Below are 19,054 nucleotides of genomic sequence, written 5' to 3'. Positions count from 1 at the left end.
ATGCATTTGGTGATGAAGTCGGTAATGGTGTCATGCATCCGCATCAGTCCCGGGCCTTCGAGTGGGTGGTGTCCGGCGTTGTTCAGCCTGACGGTCTCGACCGGATCTTCGGGATCCGCCCGCCCCGGCAGATTTCGAGCATCGGCTGATCACGCCATGTGCGCTGTCACCCCGTTCATGAACCCTGGTGTCCATTTCCGGGATCGCCGCGTCCGGCGCCTGCCCCCATACGGACCGCTCCCCTTGTGTGGCCCCCGCACATCCCCTCCGCCGTCTTCCCTTCCCTAGCGTGTGCGTCGCATCGGCATCGTGGCCAAGGAGGCAGGAACATGCGGTACAGACGGAGTGCTGGGCGTCGGTGGCGGCTGCTGCCCGCCCTGCTCCTGGCAGTGGTGGCCGGGCTGCCGGCCACCGGCGCAAGCGCCGCGGCCACCGGGCAACCCGCGTATCTGACCCTTGAGGCGAGCTACGGATCCGGCACCGTCACCAACGGCTGGGAGCGTGTCGACCGCTATCTCGACACCACGAGCGGCTTCCGCACCGAGGGCTATCCCTCGGACGGCCGCGGCGACCAGGACGGCAAGCGGGTCACCTACTTCGGTGGCGTCTCCCGTCCGTCCTCGGACCGCTTCCTCCTCTACTCCGCCCCCGGCTGGGACACCGGATCCCGCACCACACCCGTCCTCCTCGTCCACGGCGCGAACGACACCGCGGACCGTGCCTGGGCCAACCCCGGCGAGTCGGGCGGCTACGGCTGCGGAGCCCTGTCCTGCCCGTCCACCGGGCTGATGCAGTCCCTGTCCGCGAGCGGCCACCGCGTCTTCGCCGTCGGCTTCGCGCACAAGCAGGGCGACAACCTGATGCAGGCGCAGATCGTCGGCGACGCCATCGCCGTCATCAAGGCGAAACTGGGCGTGAGCAAGGTCGACCTGGTCGGCTGGAGCAAGGGCGAGATGTCGACCCGCGCTTATGTGTCGTCCGTGAAGCCGAGCTGGGGACGGGCGTACGCCGGCGACGTACGGAAGCTGATCACGCTCGGCGGTCCGAACGGCGGCTACGACTACCCGTACGCCCACGGCTGGGCCCACGACTTCTCCGTCTGGCCCGAGTGCGGAGGAAAGATCAACGCCCCCTCCCCGCACTCCCACATGACCTGCTACGGCCAGTACACCGCACACCCCGAGTTCTCGATGACGCCCTCCGGCGGATACGACAACTATCCCGGCCAGCGCCAGATGCTGGCACGCTGGGACGGCACGTACGGAGTCGACGGCGCCGCACAGGACTGGTACACGACCTACTACGGCGGCCAGGGCTTCTACACCGCGGGCAGCGGCATCCAGGCCGCCATCGACGCCGGATCGCTGATCGCACCGCTGCACAGCGCCGGAGTACCCTCCTCCGTCACCACCTATCTGCTGGCCGGCGGCTCCCCCGACGTGGTCGGCATCTTCAACGAGAACCGCGGACCCAGCGACGGCGTCGTCTTCGTCTCCAGTGCGCTCGACACCACCGGCATCCCCACGGTCGGCGGCAAAGCCACCATCGCGACCGCCAACCACCTCGAACTGGGCTGGCACAGCGCGGCCACCTCCCAGGTCGCCACCTGGCTCTCCTGAAGGACCCGACATGGCCTCACTCCGCACCCGCCGCGTCTCCACCGGCCGGCTGACCGTCCAGATCCTCGACGTCCGGGACGAGGGCGAACCGGTCGTCTTCGTCCACGGCAACGTCTCCTCCTCAGCCTTCTGGCGCACCGCCCTGCTCGCCCTGCCGCAGCGCTACCGCCCCATCGCCGTGGACCTGCGCGGCTTCGGCGGCACGGACCCGCTGCCGATCGACGCAACGCGCGGACTGCTCGACCACACCGACGATCTCGCCGCGCTGCTCACCGCCCTCGAAGTCGACCGGGCACACCTGGTGGGCTGGTCCATGGGCGGAGGGGTGGTCATGCAGTACCTGCGGGACCACCCGGCCGCGGTGCGCTCACTGACCCTGGTCAGCCCCGTCTCCCCGTACGGCTTCGGCGGTACGCACGGGCCGGAGGGCACCCTCAACTCCCCCGACGGGGCCGGTTCGGGCGGCGGCACCGCCAACCCCGAGTTCGTCCAGCTGCTCGCCAAGGGCGACCGGGGCGAGGACTCGTCGCTCTCCCCCCGCTCCGTCCTGGCGACCTGCTACGTAAAGCCGCCGATGCGACCGGAGCACGAGGACGAGTACGTCGAGTCCATGCTCACCACGCGGACCGGCGACGACCACTACCCGGGCGACAGTGCGCCGTCCTCCGCCTGGCCGGGAATCGCACCAGGCACCCGCGGAGTGCTCAACTGCCTTGCACCGACGTACTTCCGCATCGGCGACCTGCACCTGATCGACCCCAAGCCACCGGTGTTGTGGATACGCGGCGAAGACGACGTCATCGTCTCCGACGCCTCGATGTTCGACCTGGCCCACCTGGGCACGATCGGCGCGGTGCCGGGCTGGGACGGGACCCCCGCCCAGCCGATGGTGGCACAGACCCGTCATGTCCTGGGCCAGTACGCGGCGGCCGGTGGCTCGGTACGCGAGGTCGCCGTGCCCGGAGCGGGGCATTCGGTACACCTGGAACGTCCCGAGGAGTTCGGCGCGGCCCTGTTGGAGAACCTGTCCGTATAACAGTCCGCACCACGTGTCCGGGCGCCGTCCGGAGCCGAGCCGGCCGTGGACGGAGCAGCGGGACACGGCCGCGCACGACGGAAGTACCGTCGCTCGCGATCACGGACCCTGGCCGGTCCGTCGGCACACTCGCGCAGCGGTCCGCGAGTCGGCGTGGGTGGATGACCAGTTCCTCGGGCTCGGGTGACCTCGAACTCGACGTCGAGGTCGAAGTCGAGGTCGAAGTCGAGCATGCACGGATGGGCCGCGAGGGTCCGCACCATATCGGCGCCGGCGACCAGGACGGAGGCGTCGGCGTCGAATGCCTCGGCCGTTCCGGCCGCGGGGGTGATCCGCTCGATCACCCCCGCGGCCGGGGCGTGGGCGGTCACCCACGCGTGGTGGCGGCGGAAAATCCCTCGCACCGGCAGAGCCGGAGGCGTTCGTCACCGACGCCCGCACCGTCTTCGGCACACTCGGCACACTCGGCGCACTCGGCGCACTCGGCACCTGAAAGCCGGTAACCCTGGAACGTCCGGCCCTGCCACCGCCCTCCCCCGCCCCCTCCGGGCTGTACCCGTGCGGGAGGCCGGTTCGCGCGGACACGGGTGGTCATCCCTGCGACAGGAACTTTCAGTCGTCGGCGATCTGCAGGGCCAGCGCGAAGTGTTCACCGTTGGTCCCTGCCAGCAGGCTGTCGAACAGCGGGGTGAGCCCGTTCACGGCGCCGCAGCCGATGTCGTGGTTGGTCCACCAACTGGCCTCCGGTCCCAGCAGGGACACCACCCGGCCCGCCGCCCGCCCGGCGGCCTCGGCGGGCAGGTGCCGGTGGCTCGGCCAGACCAGGTCGACAGCCGCGACCCGGGCCAGGAACGGGGCGGCATCATGCGCCTCCACCGGCTCCAGCGCCGCACAGATCTCCGGGACGGACGGCGGGGTGTATCCGGGCAGGAAGCGCCGCCAGGCCTCGTCCGCAGCGACCGCGGCCAGCAACGCACGGATCCGGGCCGCCAGCTCCGGCAAGTCGGGTTCCGGCACGGTGAACCGCCCGGCCGCCACGTACACCCGCATCGGCGTGGCCAGCTCTGCCATGCCCGCTTCCAGCTCCGCCGAGTCCCCCGAAGACGCCACAGCAGGATTCTGCCGTACGCCGCCCACTCCTCGACCAGCGCACCCGGGCCGGCGCCCTCCGACCGCCCGGTCCACGCGGTGGGCGTGTCGAAGGCACACCCCACGTAGCCTCTTCCCCGTGCCAGCCTCACGCCTGTATCGCGTCGCCGTCCTTGTCCTCGAAGGCGCGAAGCCGCTCGATGTCGGAATTCCCGCGCAGGTCTTCGCGACCCGCGCGAGCATGCCGTACGAGGTACGGGTGTGCGGGGCGGCACCCGGTCTCGTGACCGGCGGCGACGGTCTGTCGTACGGCGTCGCCCACGGCCTCGACGCGCTTGAGTGGGCGGACATCGTCTTCGTCCCGGGCTACCGGTTCCCGGACCGCGACGATCCCCCGCAGGCCGTCCTCGACGCGCTGATCGCCGCCCATGCCCGGGGCGCCCGGCTCGCCGCCATCTCTACGGGCGCCTTCGCGCTCGCCGCCACGGGACTGCTCGACGGCAGGCGCGCCACGACGCACTGGCACTACACGCGGGCGCTGATGGCACGGCATCCGCTCGTCCAGGTCGACGAGAACGTCCTGTTCGTCGACGAGGGCAACGTGCTGACGTCGGCGGGCGCCGCCTCGGGCATCGACCTGTGCCTGCACATCCTGCGCGGCGACCTCGGAGTGGCCGCGTCGAACCATGCGGCCCGGCGCCTCGTCGCGGCCCCCTACCGCAGCGGCGGTCAGGCGCAGTACGTGCCGCGCAGCGTGCCCGAGCCACTCGGCGAGCGGTTCGCCGCCACCCGCGAGTGGGCGCTCCACCGGCTCGGCGAGCCCCTCACCCTCGAAGCGCTCGCCCGGCACGCCGCTGTGTCGCCGCGCACGTTCTCCCGGCGTTTCGCCGAGGACACGGGATACACGCCGATGCAGTGGGTCATGCGGGCCCGCGTCGACCTGGCCCGCGAACTGCTCGAACGGTCGGAGCGGAGCATCGAGCAGATCGCCGCCGATGCCGGTCTCGGCACCGGTGCCAATCTGCGCCTGCACTTCCAGCAGATCCTCGGCACGACGCCGAGCGAGTACCGGCGCACCTTCACCCGGGGCGAGTAGCCCTCCGCCATGTTCACCCGGGGCGGGGAGTCCTCTGCCACGTGGCGAGATCCTTTTGAACCGTGGCGATCATGCCGCTTTCGCGGGTGGGCGCGCCACGCGAGATTGATGGGGAACGAAGGGACACCATTCATGACTCGCATCGCCATCAACGGATTCGGCCGCATCGGACGCAACGTGTTCCGGGCACTGCTCGAGCGCGACACCGACCTCGATGTCGTCGCCGTCAACGACCTCACGGAGCCCGCCACCCTCGCACGGCTGCTCTCCTACGACACGACGGCCGGTCGGCTCGGTCGCCCGGTGACCGTCGACGGGGACACCCTCGTCGTGGACGGCCGTCGCATCACGGTGCTCGCCGGGCGCGAACCGGCGCAGCTGCCGTGGGCCGAACTCGGCGTGGACATCGTGCTCGAGGCGACCGGCCGCTTCACGTCGGCCGAGGCCGCCCGCGGCCACCTCGACGCGGGTGCGAAGAAGGTGCTCGTCAGTGCTCCGTCGGACGGCGCCGACGTCACGCTCGCGTTCGGGGTCAACACGGACGCGTACGACCCGGACGTGCACACCATCGTCTCGAACGCTTCGTGCACGACCAACGCGCTGGCGCCGCTCGCCGCGGTGCTCGACGACCTCGCCGGCATCGAGCACGGTTTCATGACGACGGTGCACGCCTACACGCAGGAGCAGAACCTGCAGGACGGTCCGCACCGTGATGCCCGCCGGGCCCGTGCCGCCGCTGTCAACATAGTGCCGACCACGACGGGCGCCGCCAAGGCGATCGGCCTCGTGCTGCCGAACCTCGACGGCAAGCTGTCGGGGGACTCGATCCGTGTGCCGGTTCCGGTGGGCTCGATCGTCGAACTCAACACGACGGTCGCCCGCGACGTGACGCGCGACGAGGTCCTGGCCGCATACCGCGTCGCAGCGGAGGGGCCGCTCGCCGGCGTACTCGAGTACTCGGACGATCCGCTCGTGTCGTCGGACATCACCGGCAATCCGGCCTCGTCGATCTTCGACTCGGCCCTGACCCGCGTCGACGGGCGCCACGTCAAGGTGGTCGCCTGGTACGACAACGAGTGGGGCTTCTCGAACCGCGTGATCGATACGCTCACGCTCCTCGCCACCCGCTGACCTGACGTCAGGGCGGCACCCCACCCCACCTCCTGTGAGCGCTCCAGCCGGCGCTCAGGACGTGTTCGGGTGCCGCCGGCCCAGTAGCTGCCGCCCGCCGTGGTGTCGGACCTGGCGCCCCGGCTGTGACTGCTCCGCCCGTCGGCCGGGTCGCCCGGTCACAGCCGGGTGCCGCCGTGTCCGCTTCCCGGGCACGCCCGGGTTCGCGATGGTGCGGCGAGCGGTTCATTGCTCGTCGTCGAGGCCCTGGACGTCGACAGGCTGTGTCCCGTCGAAGGTCACGAGAATTCCGTAGGGATCCGCCAGTCGGAACCTGCTCTCGGCGAAGTGGACCGCCCAGGTCCGGTCCGCCCACACCGTTGCTCCGGGAACTGCCAGTGGCAACTCCGGAAGGTCCAGCCAGCTCAGCTCCTCGACGGTGAGTGCGAAGTGCGGTTCCCGGAGTCGGATGCGGCAGTACTCCAGGGCTTGCTCGACGAAGGCGTCGAAACGGCTCACGACGTCGTGAGCGAGTCGGAGGGTGGACTCTTCCGGCGGGGCGGCCGGCTCGATCACCAGACTTACCCCGGCCGGGTCCGTGCCGGCCGGCCTCGGGAAGCAGCCGGACCAGCAGGCCAGCGACGGAGGACTCTCCGTCCGCCTCAACGCAAGCCCGGCGACATGCAAGGTTGCGGGCAATCCCGCTTCATCGCCGGGCTCTTCAACACCCGAGCCGCTCGATGGCGCGCCGTTTTCGGACATTGGCGCAGCCTAGACCAGACCCGGCCACGAAGTTGACCGGCGGAGCGGCTCAGTGAGGCAGTGCGACGATGAGGTCCACCTCCACCAACTGCCCGGTGAAGCCGAGTTGTGCGACACCCAGGAGCGTGCTGGCGGATGCGAAGGCCGGTCCGAGGGCCGAGCTGTTGAACCGACGCCATACGATGGTCAGGACATCTGCGTCGTCGCTCCGTACGTAGATCACCGAACGCACCACGTGCTGCGGTTGGGCCTGCACCGCTCCCAGGACCGCGAGCGCGTTCACGACCACCTGATCGACCTGGCGTTCGACGGAGTCCGGGCCGACGAGCGACCCGTTCCGGTCGAGCGGGCACTGACCCGCCAGATACGCCGTCCGGCCGGACTCCACCACGGTGACGTGGTGGTAGCCGGGCGTCTTGTGCAACTGCTCGGGGCTGATGCGGGTGATCCTCGCTGTCATGCCCGCAAGTCTGGTCGGCACGACGTCGACGCGCATCGCGATTCGACTCTCCTAGGCCGTGTGGACGCGGTCGACGCGCTCGCGGAAACTCAAGCTGCTCGAACCGGCAACGGTGGCGGGCGACCGGGGCGTACGATCCCGGCGCCGACGACAAGGAACTGGGAGCCGACTACCGCCCCTGCCCCGTATGCGGCCGGAGCGGCGGCTTCAGCTTCATCGCGCCGGCGGACGTCCCTGGCGGAGCCTCGGTCGTGCGGTCGTGCGGGTCCGCCTCGACGACGGTGCCACGAAGGTCCTGGCCTGCAAGCCTTACGGGCGCCCTGATCCCGCCCGCTCCTGGTGAGAAGGGAGCGTGCCCGGGCCCACTCGTAACACTCGCCCGGCGTGACGCGTCGCACCCCGTCGGTGCCGACCCGTGGCCGGGAGGCAACCTGGTGCGACCCGCCGTCGTCCTCAACGGCGGGTCGTCTCTGGGAGGTCATACGGTGGGTAGGCACGCCGGCATCGTCACAGCACTGCCGGAACTGCTCGGGCACCACGCCCGGCACCGCGGGGACAAGGTCTGTTTCGAGGACCGGCTCAGGCGGGTGACCTACCAGGAGCTGGAGCGCAGGACCGGACGGCTGGCCGGTCACCTGGCCGGCCTCGGCGTGGCGCGCGGTGACCGGGTGGCCATCCTGCTCGGCAACCGGGTCGAGGCGGTCGAGAGCCTGCTCGCCATCACCCGGGCGAGCGGCGTGGGCGTGCCCCTTGACCCCGGGAACTCGGGGGAGGAGCTGACCCGCCTGCTCGACGACAGCGGGGCACGGGTACTCGTCACCGACGCGGCCTGCCTGACGCGGCGGCGAACACTGCCGCTGCGCCCCGGGCTGACCGTGGTGGTGGCCGAGGGCGGCGCCGAGGAGGAGGCCGGGGGCGCGGGCGAGACTCCGGGCGGGGTGCTGCGGTTCGAGGAGTTGGCGGGTACGGAGCCGCGGACGCCGGCCCGGGACGATCTCGCGCTGGACGAAGTGGCCTGGCTGCTCTACACCTCGGGCTCCTCCGGCGTGCCCAAGGGCGTCCTGTCCACCCAGCGCAACCGGCTCTCGCCGGTCGCGACGGGCCTGGCCGGTGTGCTGGGCCTGTCCGAACGGGACCGTGTGCTGTGGCCGTTGCCCCTCCATCACGCGATGAGCCAGATCGTGTGTTTCCTGGGGGTGACCGCGGTGGGGGCGAGCGCGGTGCTGCTGCCCCGGTTCTCGGTGGCGGGTGTGCTCGGCGAACTGCGCCGCGAGGACGCCTCGTTCACCTTGCTCGGTGGGGTGCCGACCACGTATTCGGCGCTGCTCGACGCGGTCCGGGGCGAGGAGAGCGGTGCGGGCGGCGGCGGTCTCGGCGGCCCCGCGCTGCGGGGTTGTGTCAGTGGTGGCGCGGCGGCCGGGCCCGGGTTCCACGAGTCCTTCGAGGCGATCTGCAAGGTGCCCTATCTGGAGCACTACGGGAGCACGGAGGCGGGCCCGGTCACCATGCCGGCTCCGGGCGAGGCGACGGCGTCCGGGGCGTGCGGCCGGGTGGTGCCCGGCGTCCGGGTCCGGGTCGGCGGAGGGCCCGACGGCCGCGACACGGGCGAGGGCGAGCTGTGGGTCAGCGGGCCCGGGGTGATGGCCGGATACCACGGCAAACCCGAGGCCACCGCGGAGGTCCTGCGCGACGGCTGGTTCCGCACGGGTGACCTGGCCAGGATCGATGCCTCCGGCGGACTGGCGATCACCGGCCGGGCGAGTGATCTGATCATCCGGGGCGGGGTGAACATCCATCCTTCGGAAGTGGAGGCTGTACTGCGGCGGTTGCCGGGGGTCGCGGACGCCGCCGTGGCCGGACGCCCGCACCCCGTCTTCGGCGAGGTACCGGCCGGCTACCTAGTCGCCGAGCCGGGCGGTGTGCTGGACAGGGGGCGCATTCTCGCCGCCTGCCGTGCGGAACTGTCCGGCTTCAAGGTGCCCGCCGAACTGTTCGAGGTGGACGGCTTTCCCCGTACCGCCTCCGGGAAGATCCTGCGGCGGGAGCTCGCCGGCCTGCCGGCCCGGGTGCTGCGCACGAAGGCCGCCGGGGGGCCTTCGGAGGATCTGCTGGCCCTGGTGCGGGGCGAGGTGGCGGCCGTGCTCGGCTGTACGTCCGAGGCGGTGGAGCCGAGCACGGCGCTGCGGGACCTGGGCATGGACTCCCTGACGGCGACGCTGCTGCGGGAACGCTTGTCGGCGGTGACCGGTCTGCCGCTCTCCGAGGCCGTCGCCTTCGACTTCCCCACGGCCGCGGCACTCGCCGCCCACCTCGGGGAACGGAACGCCGCCGCGCCGGCCGACGCCGGGCCCGTGGACCGGAGTGCGGTCCGGTCGAACGACGATCCCGTGGTGATCGTGGGGATGGCCTGTCGCTATCCCGGAGAGGTGACCTCTCCCGAGGAGCTGTGGCGGCTGGTGGCCGACGGGAGGGACGCCATCGGTCCCTTCCCCACCGACCGGGGCTGGGACGTCCAGGCGCTGTACGACCCGGACCCCGGGCGGTCCGGACGGACGTATATGCGGGAGGGAGGATTCCTCTCCGGTGCGGACCGTTTCGATCCCGCCTTCTTCGGCATCTCGCCCCGCGAGGCGCTGGCCATGGATCCGCAGCACCGACTGCTGCTCGAAGTGGCGTGGGAGGCCTGCGAGTACGCCGGTCTCGTCCCCGGCACTCTGCACGGCTCGGCGACCGGGGTGTACGTCGGGCTGATGTACAGCGACTACGCGCGCGGCCTGGCAAGGACGCCGGAGCATGTCGAGGGGTACCTCGGGCTCGGCAACGCCGGAAGCGTCGCCTCGGGCCGCATCGCGTACGCCTTCGGCCTCGAAGGCCCGGCCCTCACCGTGGACACAGCGTGTTCCTCGTCCTTGGTGGCCCTGCATCTGGCGGCCCAGGCGCTGCGCCGGGGCGAGTGTGCCTTCGCGTTGGCCGGTGGCGCCACGGTGATGTCGGGGCCCACGTCGTTCGTGGAGTTCAGCCGCCAGCGGGCGCTGGCGCCGGACGGGCGCTGCAAGGCGTTCGGTGCGTCCGCCGACGGCACGGGGTGGGCCGAGGGTGCCGGCATGCTGCTGCTGAGCCGGTTGTCCGAGGCGCGTCGCGCCGGGCTTCCGGTACTGGCCGTGGTGCGGGGCTCGGCGGTGAACCAGGACGGGGCGAGCAACGGGCTGACCGCACCGCACGGGCCGGCGCAGCAGCGGGTGATCCGGCAGGCGCTCACGGACGCGGGGCTGACTCCCGGGGACATCGACGCCGTGGAGGCGCACGGCACCGGTACCCGGCTCGGCGATGTCATCGAGGCGGAGGCCTTCTTCGCGACGTACGGGCGGCAGGAGCGCCGGCGTCCCCTCCGGTTGGGCTCGGTGAAGTCGAACATCGGGCACACGCAGGCCGCTGCCGGAGTGGCCGGTGTGATCAAGATGGTGCAGGCGATGCGGCACGGTGTGCTGCCGCGTACCTTGCACGCCGACGAGCCGACCCCCCGGGTCGACTGGTCGTCGGGGCGGATCGCGCTGCTGACCCGGCCGGAGGGGTGGCCCGCGACGGATCGCCCGCGCCGGGCGGGAGTGTCGTCGTTCGGGATCAGTGGCACCAACGCCCATGTGGTGCTCGAAGAGGCTCCGGGTGGCGGAGCGGCCGTATCTGCAAGCTCCCCCACGGTGCAGGGCGCCGTCGGGCCCGGGGTGGAGCCGGAGTGCGCGGCGCGTCGCGGACGTACCCCGGTGGCTTTTCCGGTGTCGGCGAGGAGCGTGCCGGGGCTGCGGGCCCAGGCGCAACGGCTGTACGACCATGTCGCCGCTGCTCCTGACACGCCCCTGGTGGACATCGGGTACTCGCTCGCCATCACGCGTGCGGCCCTGGAGCACCGGGCCGTGGTGGTGGCCCGGGACCGTGCCGAACTGCTCGGCTCCCTGCGGGCCGTGGCGCAGGGCGGCGGCCGGTCCGGAGTGCACACGGGCACCTCCCGCCACCACGGCTCGTCGGCCTTTCTCTTCACCGGTCAGGGCAGTCAGCGTGCCGGCATGGGCCGTGAGTTGTACGAGTCCCGGGACCTGCATCCGGCCTTCGCCGATGCGCTGGACGAATGCTGTGCCCTGCTCGACCCGCTGCTGACGGTGCCGCTGCGGGACGTCATGTTCGCCGGGCCCGGTACGGAGACGGGCGCGTTGCTGGACACGACCCGGTTCGCGCAGCCGGCGCTCTTCGCCCTGGAGACGGCGTTGTTCCGGCAGTTCGAGGCGTGGGGGGTACGTCCCGCCCTGGTGGCCGGGCACTCGGTGGGCGAGGTGGCGGCGGCGCATGTCGCCGGGGTGCTGTCCCTCGCGGACGCGTGTGCGTTGGTGGCGGCCCGGGGCCGGCTGATGGACGCGCTGCCTTCGGGCGGCGCCATGGCGGCCGTGGCCGCCGGTGCGGACGAGGTGGCTGCCCGCCTCTCCGGGACCGGGGGTGCGGTGGAGATCGCCGCGGTCAACGGGCCCGCCTCGGTGGTTGTCTCCGGCGACGAGCCGGCGGTGCGGGAGGTGGTCGCGTACTTCCGGGAGCGGGGCCGTTCGGTGACGCCGCTGCGGGTCGGCCATGCCTTCCATTCCGCTCGGATGGAGCCCGCGCTGGCCGAGTTCGCGGACGTGGTCCGGCAGCTTCCCTTCGCCGCGCCGCGGCTGCCCCTGATCACCGCGGTGGCGGGCCGGGCGGCCACCGCCGAGGAGGTGTGCACGCCGGAGTTCTGGGTGGACCATGTCCGCCGCCCGGTCCGCTTCGCCGACTCGGTGGCGTACCTGGGTGAGCAGGGCGCGGCGCAGTACGTAGAACTGGGGCCGGACGGGGTGCTCACCGGTCTGGTACGCGATTGCCTCGCCGTGTCCGGGCCGGAGTCGCACGGCCCGGACACGGGTGAAGCGGGTGGTGGCGAGCGGGGCCCGGTTCCGCTGGTTCTGCCGACACTGCGCGGGAAGCGGCCGGAGGCGGACGCCCTGCTCGACACGCTGGCCGCGTTGCACGCCCGTGGCGTCCCCGTCGACTGGCGGGCTGTTTTCACCGGATGCGGCGGGCGGCGCGTCGCCCTGCCCACGTACGCCTTCCAGCGCCGCCGGTACTGGCTGGAGGCAGACCCGGAGCAGCCGCCCGTGTCACCGACGGCCGGGTCCGCCCATCCCTTCCTGCGGTCGGGCACCCGCACGGCCGACGACGACGGGCTGCTGCTGAGCGGGTTGCTTTCGGTGCGGGAACAGCCCTGGCTCGCCGACCATGTGGTAGCTGGGGAGATCCTGCTGCCGGCCACCGCTTTCGTCGAAATGGCACTCCACGCGGGCGAGTTGGCGGGTGCGGCCGTCCTGGACGAGCTCGTGCTGACCGCGCCGCTGCCGCTGCCCTCCGCCGGTTCCGTAGCCGTGCAGGTGAGGGTGGCGGGGGCGGACGAGGCGGGGCGGCGCACTGTGCTCTTCCACTCCCGGCCGCACTCTCCCGGGGGTGACGGGCCCTGGCTCCGGAACGCCACCGGCACTCTTTCGCCGGCGCAGCCGCCCGCGGACCGGGAAGCGACCGCGGGCGAGGCCGGCGGCGCGCCCGGGCCGGGCGCGCCCTGGCCACCGGAGGCGGCGATGCCCCTGCATGCCGACGGCCCGGGTTCCGGACCGTATGAGCGACTGGCCACCGACGGGCTGCGTTACGGCCCCGCCTTCCGGGGCATGCGCGCCGTCTGGAGGCACGGGGAGGAGCTGTACGCGGACGTCACGCTGCCCGAAGCGGCCCGGACCCCGCGCCGGGAGGCGGACGGCCCGGAGTTCGTCCTGCATCCCGCACTGCTCGACGCGGCACTGCACGCCCTCGCCCTGGACGGCCTTGTCGCGAACGATTCCGGGGCAGCCGGTCCGGCGGACGGCGGCCTGTCCCTGCCGTTCGCCTTCAGCGGGGTGCGTGTGCACACCGCTGGTGTGCGGCGCCTACGGGTACGGGTGGCTCCCGGGCCGGACGGTCAGGCCGGGGTGGAGCTGGCCGACGAGACGGGCTCACCGGTCGCGACGGTCCGTTCGCTGGCGCTCCGGCCTCTTCCGCGGACCGGATCGACGGTGTCGGACGCCTTCACCGGTGCTCTCCACCGGACGGACTGGGTGGTGTCGGCCGGGCCGTCGGCACCCGAGGTGATGCCGCACTGGGGAGTTCTGGGCGAGGCGGGCACACGACTGGTGGATGCTCTGGCGCCGCCGGGTTCCGGTGTGCCGGTGTACCCCGGTCCGGCGGCGTGCGACGCATCGTCGGCCGTCGTCGTGGCACCGTGCCCGCCGCCGGACACGACCGAGGGCGAGCAGGATGACCAGGCTGCCGGTCTGCTGCGGGCAGCGGACCGGGCGCTGAGGCTCGTACAGGAGTGGCTCGCCGAACCTCGGCTGTCCCGCACGCGGCTCGTCCTCGTGACGTCCGGTGCCGTCTCTCCGGCCGATGACGGACTTCCCGGGGATGGTGCCGATCGCGGGAGTGACGGCCGGTCCGCCGGGACGGCGTCCGTACCGTCGCACACGCCGGTGTGGGGACTGGTCCGCTCGGCCCTGCGGGAGAATCCGGGCCGCTTCGCCCTGATCGACGTGGACGAGCACCCCGACTCCTGGAGTGCCCTGCCCGCGCTGCTGGCCGCCCCGGTGCCGGAGGCCGCCGTACGCCGGGGGACGGTGTACGTGCCGAAGCTGGTGCCACTGGCCGAGTCGGCGCCGAAGCCACAGCAGAAGCGGACGCTCGACCCGGAGGGGACCGTTCTGGTCACCGGCGGCACCGGCTCCCTGGGGATGCTGGTGGCGCGGCACCTGGTCACCGCGCACGGCGTCCGGCACCTGCTGCTCGTCGGCCGGCGTGGGCCGGACGCTCCGGGGGCGCGGGAACTCGTCGCGGAGCTGCGCGAGACGGGCGCCCGGGCGACCGTTCACGCCTGTGACGTCGCCGACCGGACCGCGCTCGCGGCCCTGCTCGACACGGTCCCGGCGGCCCACCCGCTGACCGGCGTCGTGCACGCCGCGGGGGTGCTGGACGACGGGGTCGTCGCCGCGCTCACCACCGACCGGATGAGGCGGGTGATGCGCCCCAAGGTGGACGCCGCCCTCGCCCTGCACGATCTGACCCGCGGTCACGACCTCGCCGTGTTCGCGCTGTTCTCCTCGGTGGCGGGTACGTTCGGTTCCGCGGGCCAGGCCAATTACGCCGCGGCGAACTGTGTGCTGGATGCACTGGCGCGGCACCGCAGGCGGCTCGGACTGGCCGGCACGTCGATCGTCTGGGGACCCTGGCAGCAGAGCGACGGAATGATGGCGCACCTCGGCGACGCGGATCTGCGGCGGATGGCCCGTTCCGGCTTCGGCCCGCTCGGGCCGGAAGAGGGCCTGGCTCTCTTCGACGCGGCCGTGGCCGGTGACGAACCCGTGGTGGTGGCGGCCCGCTTGACCCCGGCCGCTCTCGACGCGGGTGAGACGGTGGCGAACCGGCCCCGTACTCCTGCTGCCGGCGGCGCCGATGGCGACGACACGGGCAACAGGGGCGGAGACCGGCTCGGCCGGCCCCTGGCCGCTGCTTCCCCCGCCGAGGTGCGCGGGATGCTCCTCGCCGAGGTCCGGACCCTGGCGGCCCGCGTCCTGGGGCATCGGGAAGGAGCGGACGAGATCGACGAGGACGCCCTGCTGGCGGACCTGGGGCTGGATTCCCTGGCCGCGGTCGATCTGCGCAACGAGCTCGCGGCATGGACGGGGTTCGCGCTGCCGTCCACGCTGCTGTTCGACTTCCCGACTCCGCGTGCGCTCGCCGCCGAGCTGACGCGGCGACATGCCGTCGAGGTGCCTTCCGCGGGTGCCGGGTCCGACAGCCGGGCGCGGTCCGGGGCCGCCGGCTCTCCCGGCTCCCCCGACCGGCCGACGGACGACGGTCCGGGGGCGGACGGTTCGCCGGACGCCCGGGGGCAGGTCGCCGAGGCACCGGATGCCGGGGAAGCCCCGGACTCCCTGGGCGCGCTCTTCCGTACCGCATGCGCCAGGGGCCGGAGCTGGGACGGCATGGTGCTCCTCACCGTCGCGGCGCGTCTCCGCCCGGTCTTCGACCGGACCGGGGCGCCCGGCGCGACGCACGAACCCGTCGTGCTCGCGGCGGGCGGTACGGGGCCCCGACTGGTCTGCTTCCCCGCGCTCAGCGCACTGTCCGGACCGCAGGAGTACGCACGCCTCGGTGCCGGGCTGAGAGGGCTGCGACCGGTATCGGCGGTGCGGCACCCGGGGTTCGAACCCCAGGAGGCCCTGCCCGCCACGCTGGACGCGCTCGTCACCGCCGAGGCCGCTGCCGTCCGGACTGCCGCGGCCGAAGGCCCTCTGGTGCTGCTGGGGCGGTCGGCCGGCGGCTGGGTGGCCCATGCCGTGGCCGAACGGCTGGAGTCCGAGGGTGCCGCCCCGGTGGCCGTCGTCCTGGTGGACACCTATCCCCCCGGTCACGGTGACCAGGAGCAGGCGCTCTCCGCGATGACGTCGGACATGCTGCGCCGGGCGGCGAAGTTCGCCTCCGCCAGTCCCGCCCGGCTCACCGCCATGGCCGGGTACTTCGAGCTCTTCCGTGACTGGGAACCCGCACCGCTCGCCTGTCCCACCCTCTATGTACGGGCCCGGGACCCGCTGCCCGACGCCGCCCCCGCCCCGGACTGGAACCGGCCGCACGCCGGGGTCACCGTCCCGGGGGACCACTTCACCATGCTGGAGGAACACGCCCGTACCACCGCACTCGCCGTCCACCAGTGGCTCGGCAGCCGGTTCTGAGGACGCCCCCGGGAGAGGTGCGGGTGCGAGGGTCCGCGGCCCGCTCACCCGTTCTGTGGGAGGTCACCGTCGTTCCGCGAGACGGTCAGAAGCACCGGCTCCGTCACGCCGGCGTCGCGTACGGCGGTGGCGGTGACCTCGGCTGCCCAGACGGCGGTGTCGAGCGACCAGGCCGGCACGGCACAACGGATCGACACCGCGTTCCGCATTCCCTCGGTCTGCACCTCGCCTACGAGCGAAGGAGCCAACCCTCCTGCGGGCGCGGAGGGCTCGCCGGGACGAATGGTCAGGCGGCCGAAGGAGCGTTCGAGAACCAGCACGTTCACGTCTTGCGCCCGGTTCGACAGACCGGCGGATTCCCGGGCCGCGACGGTGATGGCGCAGCCGGCCTCCGGTCCCGGCCCCGCAGCGGCCACCCAGTCCGCGGCCTGCGACAAGTGGACAATGCTGTCGCCCCTGGACAGTTGCAGGGGCACGACCGTGTGCAGGCCGGTGAGCGTGTACGTGCCCATGTGGTGCAGTACGTCACTGAGAACGGTGGCCACGGGCAGCAGGGGCAGTCGTTGGCCGTGCTGCCGTTCCTCCACTGCGACCTGAAGCCAGGCCAGTTGGCGGACACGGTTGTCCTCGGTCCAGTCCTCACCGGCGTCGTTGTGTCCCCATCGGCAGCCGTCCAGCGGACCGCGGCCCAGGTGTGTGCTGCTCCAGCCGTAGGCTTCCGCCCTGGCCACGGCGAGGCTGAAGACGTCCTCGTCCTCCAGGTCGTTCTGGGCAAGGAGGCGGTCGATCCACGGGTGCCGGTGGAAGACTCCGTGCAGGCCCATGATGAGGGTCGGATCGCTGACGTCCATGCCACTGCGCTCCTTCCTACGCTCCGCACGCCAGGGTGACGGTCCTGGTGACCGCCTTCTCGGGGGAATCCGCGATTCCGATCAGGTCGACATCGATGACGCTGCGCCACTGGGTCTTGTCCCGGTTCTCGCATGTCTTGCGGGCATTGGCGCGGCGGGAGCTCGCGCCCTTACCACCCGCCTTCACCTTCTTGGACCCCTCGGCAACGGTTCTCCAGGTGTTTCCATGCTTGGTCTGAAGCCAGACGGTGACCTTCGCCTTCACATTCTTGTGCTTGCCGAGCGGGTCCATCCACCATCCATGTGCCGATGCCGTCGCGGGCGGTGTGCTGGACACATGGACGTGGTCTCCGTCGGTGACGAACCCGCCGACGTCCGAAGCCGTCGTCCCTGAGGCCGCGTGGGCCGACGGTGCGGCGAGGCCGACAGACATCGCCGCCACGAGGACCGCGGACAGAAGGGGTGTACGCACAGGACTCCCTGGAGTCGGAGAGGTGACGGACAGCTGGAACCCTGCTGATCATTTACGGCTGTACGGGAGGCAACCCCTCCTACTCGGGCAGATCACCCGATCGATATGAGGAGCCCGGCCGGCTGACGCCCTGGCGGACCGCTGACCAGACTGGGCAATGCTCCGCGACCGCTACCAGGGGCTGTGCCGGAGCCGGGAAATGGCAGCGGCCACGGGGCGGCCGACCCCACGGCGGCAGGATGGCCGATTATGTGACCCCGGCCGGCTCGTCGAGATAGGCGTCAGCGCCATGCCCGAAGGACTGCTGTACGAACCGGCGTTGAAGGGACTGTCGGCGGAGGAGGTGTACGACCGGCACGTCACCGACACCCGTCGTGTCCGTCGGCCGGCCACTCCGCGCGGCAAGGGCACCGGCGACATCCTCGGCGAACCGCTCGACGGCCGCGCCCCGGGCTGGGTCGACCTCGACGGGCTCGTGCCCGGACGGAGCCCGTGCGCAGCTGTGCGAGGCCCGCCCGCCGCCAGGCGTCCGCTCCCGGCATTCCTCGTGCCGGGCGGTACTTCCCCCCGAGCAGGTCGCCCGCTGCACCTTCGGCGTCGTCCTGGACACCTCCGGCTCCATGAGCACGCACCTGCTCGGCAAGGCGCTCGGCGCCCTCGCCTCGTACGCCGAGGCCCGCGACGTCCCGGCCGCGCGGGTGGTCTTCTGCGACGCCGCCGCGCACGACGCGGGCTACCTGCCGCCGGCGGAGATCGCCGACCGGGTCCGGGTGCACGGTCGCGGCGGCACGGCCATCCAGCCGGGCGTCGACCTCCTCCGGCGCGCGGACGACTTCCCGCCGCCGGCACCCGTACTCATCATCACGGACGGCTATTGCGACGTGCTCCGCGTCCGTACCGAACGCGCGCACCTCGCCCCCGAGCACGAGCCACTCCCCTTCACCCCTCGGGGTCCGGTGTTCCGGCTGCGTTGACCGTACGTCACGGCATTGCCTCCAGTTGCCACCCATCTGATGCGTTTTCCTTGGATGTGACCGCTATGGGGTCCTTGCCGTTTGTAACGTGAGGACCGCTTCGTTCGAGCTGCCCGATGGGGTCCCAGGGCTTCTTGACGGGTCGTATCCGGTTAACGGCTCGACGAAGCAGCGTTCCGTCATGACGCAACATCGCCGAGAGGGCCGGCCCACGCGCGGGCCTTCGCGTGAAAGGGAATCCGTGATTTCGAAGAGCAAGAGGGTCATGCGTTCCATGGCCGTGGCGTTCGCCACGGCCGCCGCGCTGACCATCAGCATGCCGAGCGGTAACGCCTTCGCCATCGACCACGTCCAATGTGTCGGCGGGGAGGACTTCCTGAAGATCTGGTCGCACTTCGACGGCCGTGACAGCGTCGACTGCTACGCGAACGCCGGGAAGACCGACTTCGGCGGGTGGTGGGTCGACCGGATCTCCACCGGCAACAACGACCTCATCTACTACGACGCCAACGGTGACTCGGTGAAGATCGAGCGCTGGCACGACATCACCTTCCCGAACCACCCGCCGAAGGTCGTCGCCATCCAGATCCTGTGACGAGTTGACATCCGGTTGCGGGGAATGACTGTCCCGGCCGCGCTCTTGCGGGCGTGGCCGGGACACGGGGGCCGGCCGGCATCCACCGCCTCACCACCCCCCGGGACAGGCAGATCGTCTGTAGCCACCGCGCTGCGGCCCGCCCCGTGACACCTGCTCGGCCGCCCGGCATCATGG

Annotated in this window: 11 protein-coding genes and 1 pseudogene; 7 read left to right on the top strand and 5 right to left on the bottom strand. The window is 72.0% G+C overall.

Translation table 11 applies throughout. The features are described from left to right. The first annotated feature begins 329 nt into the window (after positions 1-329). Both AB0D53_RS32865 and AB0D53_RS32860 read left to right on the top strand, forming a co-directional pair. Complete coding sequence (locus AB0D53_RS32865) at positions 330-1,619, top strand: lipase (protein WP_362452836.1); 1,290 nt, start codon at positions 330-332, stop codon at positions 1,617-1,619. 10 nt (positions 1,620-1,629) lie between these two features. Continuing rightward, positions 1,630-2,655 (top strand): alpha/beta hydrolase, encoded by a 1,026-nt coding sequence (locus AB0D53_RS32860; RefSeq protein WP_362452835.1) that lies wholly within the window; start codon positions 1,630-1,632, stop codon positions 2,653-2,655. Positions 2,656-3,267: 612 nt separating this feature from the next. Here AB0D53_RS32860 and AB0D53_RS32855 read toward each other — a convergent pair. After that, positions 3,268-3,765 carry a hypothetical protein gene (locus tag AB0D53_RS32855; RefSeq protein ID WP_362452833.1) on the bottom strand — a complete coding sequence of 166 codons (498 nt, stop codon included), beginning with the start codon at positions 3,763-3,765 and terminating at the stop codon, positions 3,268-3,270. Between the two features lie 118 nt (positions 3,766-3,883). Between AB0D53_RS32855 and AB0D53_RS32850 the strand changes: the two genes are divergently transcribed. Both AB0D53_RS32850 and gap read left to right on the top strand, forming a co-directional pair. Further along, the gene (locus AB0D53_RS32850) at positions 3,884-4,840 is read left to right on the top strand and encodes a helix-turn-helix domain-containing protein (RefSeq protein WP_362452832.1); all 957 of its coding nucleotides are present in this window, start codon (positions 3,884-3,886) and stop codon (positions 4,838-4,840) included. Between the two features lie 132 nt (positions 4,841-4,972). After that, on the top strand, positions 4,973-5,971 hold the full coding sequence (gap, locus tag AB0D53_RS32845; protein ID WP_362452831.1) for a type I glyceraldehyde-3-phosphate dehydrogenase: 999 nt from the start codon (positions 4,973-4,975) through the stop codon (positions 5,969-5,971). Between the two features lie 225 nt (positions 5,972-6,196). On the opposite strand, the gene AB0D53_RS32840 is transcribed toward gap, so the two are convergent. Continuing rightward, positions 6,197-6,712, bottom strand: a complete 516-nt coding sequence (locus tag AB0D53_RS32840; RefSeq protein WP_362452829.1) for a hypothetical protein — start codon at positions 6,710-6,712, stop codon at positions 6,197-6,199. Between the two features lie 49 nt (positions 6,713-6,761). After that, the gene (locus AB0D53_RS32835) at positions 6,762-7,172 is read right to left on the bottom strand and encodes a RidA family protein (RefSeq protein WP_362452827.1); all 411 of its coding nucleotides are present in this window, start codon (positions 7,170-7,172) and stop codon (positions 6,762-6,764) included. Between the two features lie 485 nt (positions 7,173-7,657). Between AB0D53_RS32835 and AB0D53_RS32830 the strand changes: the two genes are divergently transcribed. Further along, on the top strand, positions 7,658-15,985 hold the full coding sequence (locus tag AB0D53_RS32830; protein WP_362452826.1) for a type I polyketide synthase: 8,328 nt from the start codon (positions 7,658-7,660) through the stop codon (positions 15,983-15,985). A gap of 44 nt (positions 15,986-16,029) precedes the next feature. Here AB0D53_RS32830 and AB0D53_RS32825 read toward each other — a convergent pair whose 3' ends face one another. Then, positions 16,030-16,836: a hypothetical protein gene (locus tag AB0D53_RS32825; RefSeq protein WP_362452824.1), complete on the bottom strand. Its 807-nt coding sequence runs from the start codon at positions 16,834-16,836 to the stop codon at positions 16,030-16,032. 16 nt (positions 16,837-16,852) lie between these two features. Then, a complete protein-coding gene (locus tag AB0D53_RS32820) occupies positions 16,853-17,308 on the bottom strand; it encodes a hypothetical protein (protein ID WP_362452823.1) in 456 nt (151 codons plus the stop codon). Positions 17,309-17,567: 259 nt separating this feature from the next. Between AB0D53_RS32820 and AB0D53_RS32815 the strand changes: the two are divergent. Together AB0D53_RS32815 and AB0D53_RS32810 are read left to right on the top strand one after the other, a co-directional pair. Then, a pseudogene (locus tag AB0D53_RS32815) lies at positions 17,568-18,282 on the top strand (VWA-like domain-containing protein); the annotation flags it as partial. A 241-nt stretch (positions 18,283-18,523) separates the two neighbouring features. After that, positions 18,524-18,877 (top strand): beta/gamma crystallin domain-containing protein, encoded by a 354-nt coding sequence (locus AB0D53_RS32810; protein ID WP_362452822.1) that lies wholly within the window; start codon positions 18,524-18,526, stop codon positions 18,875-18,877. Positions 18,878-19,054 lie beyond the last annotated feature (177 nt).

Origin of the sequence: Streptomyces sp. NPDC048295 (assembly GCF_040652135.1) — a bacterium.
In the GTDB taxonomy this organism is placed as follows: domain Bacteria; phylum Actinomycetota; class Actinomycetes; order Streptomycetales; family Streptomycetaceae; genus Streptomyces.
The sequence above is the reverse complement of the archived record's forward strand: the minus strand, read 5'-3'. Positions and strand labels throughout refer to the sequence as shown.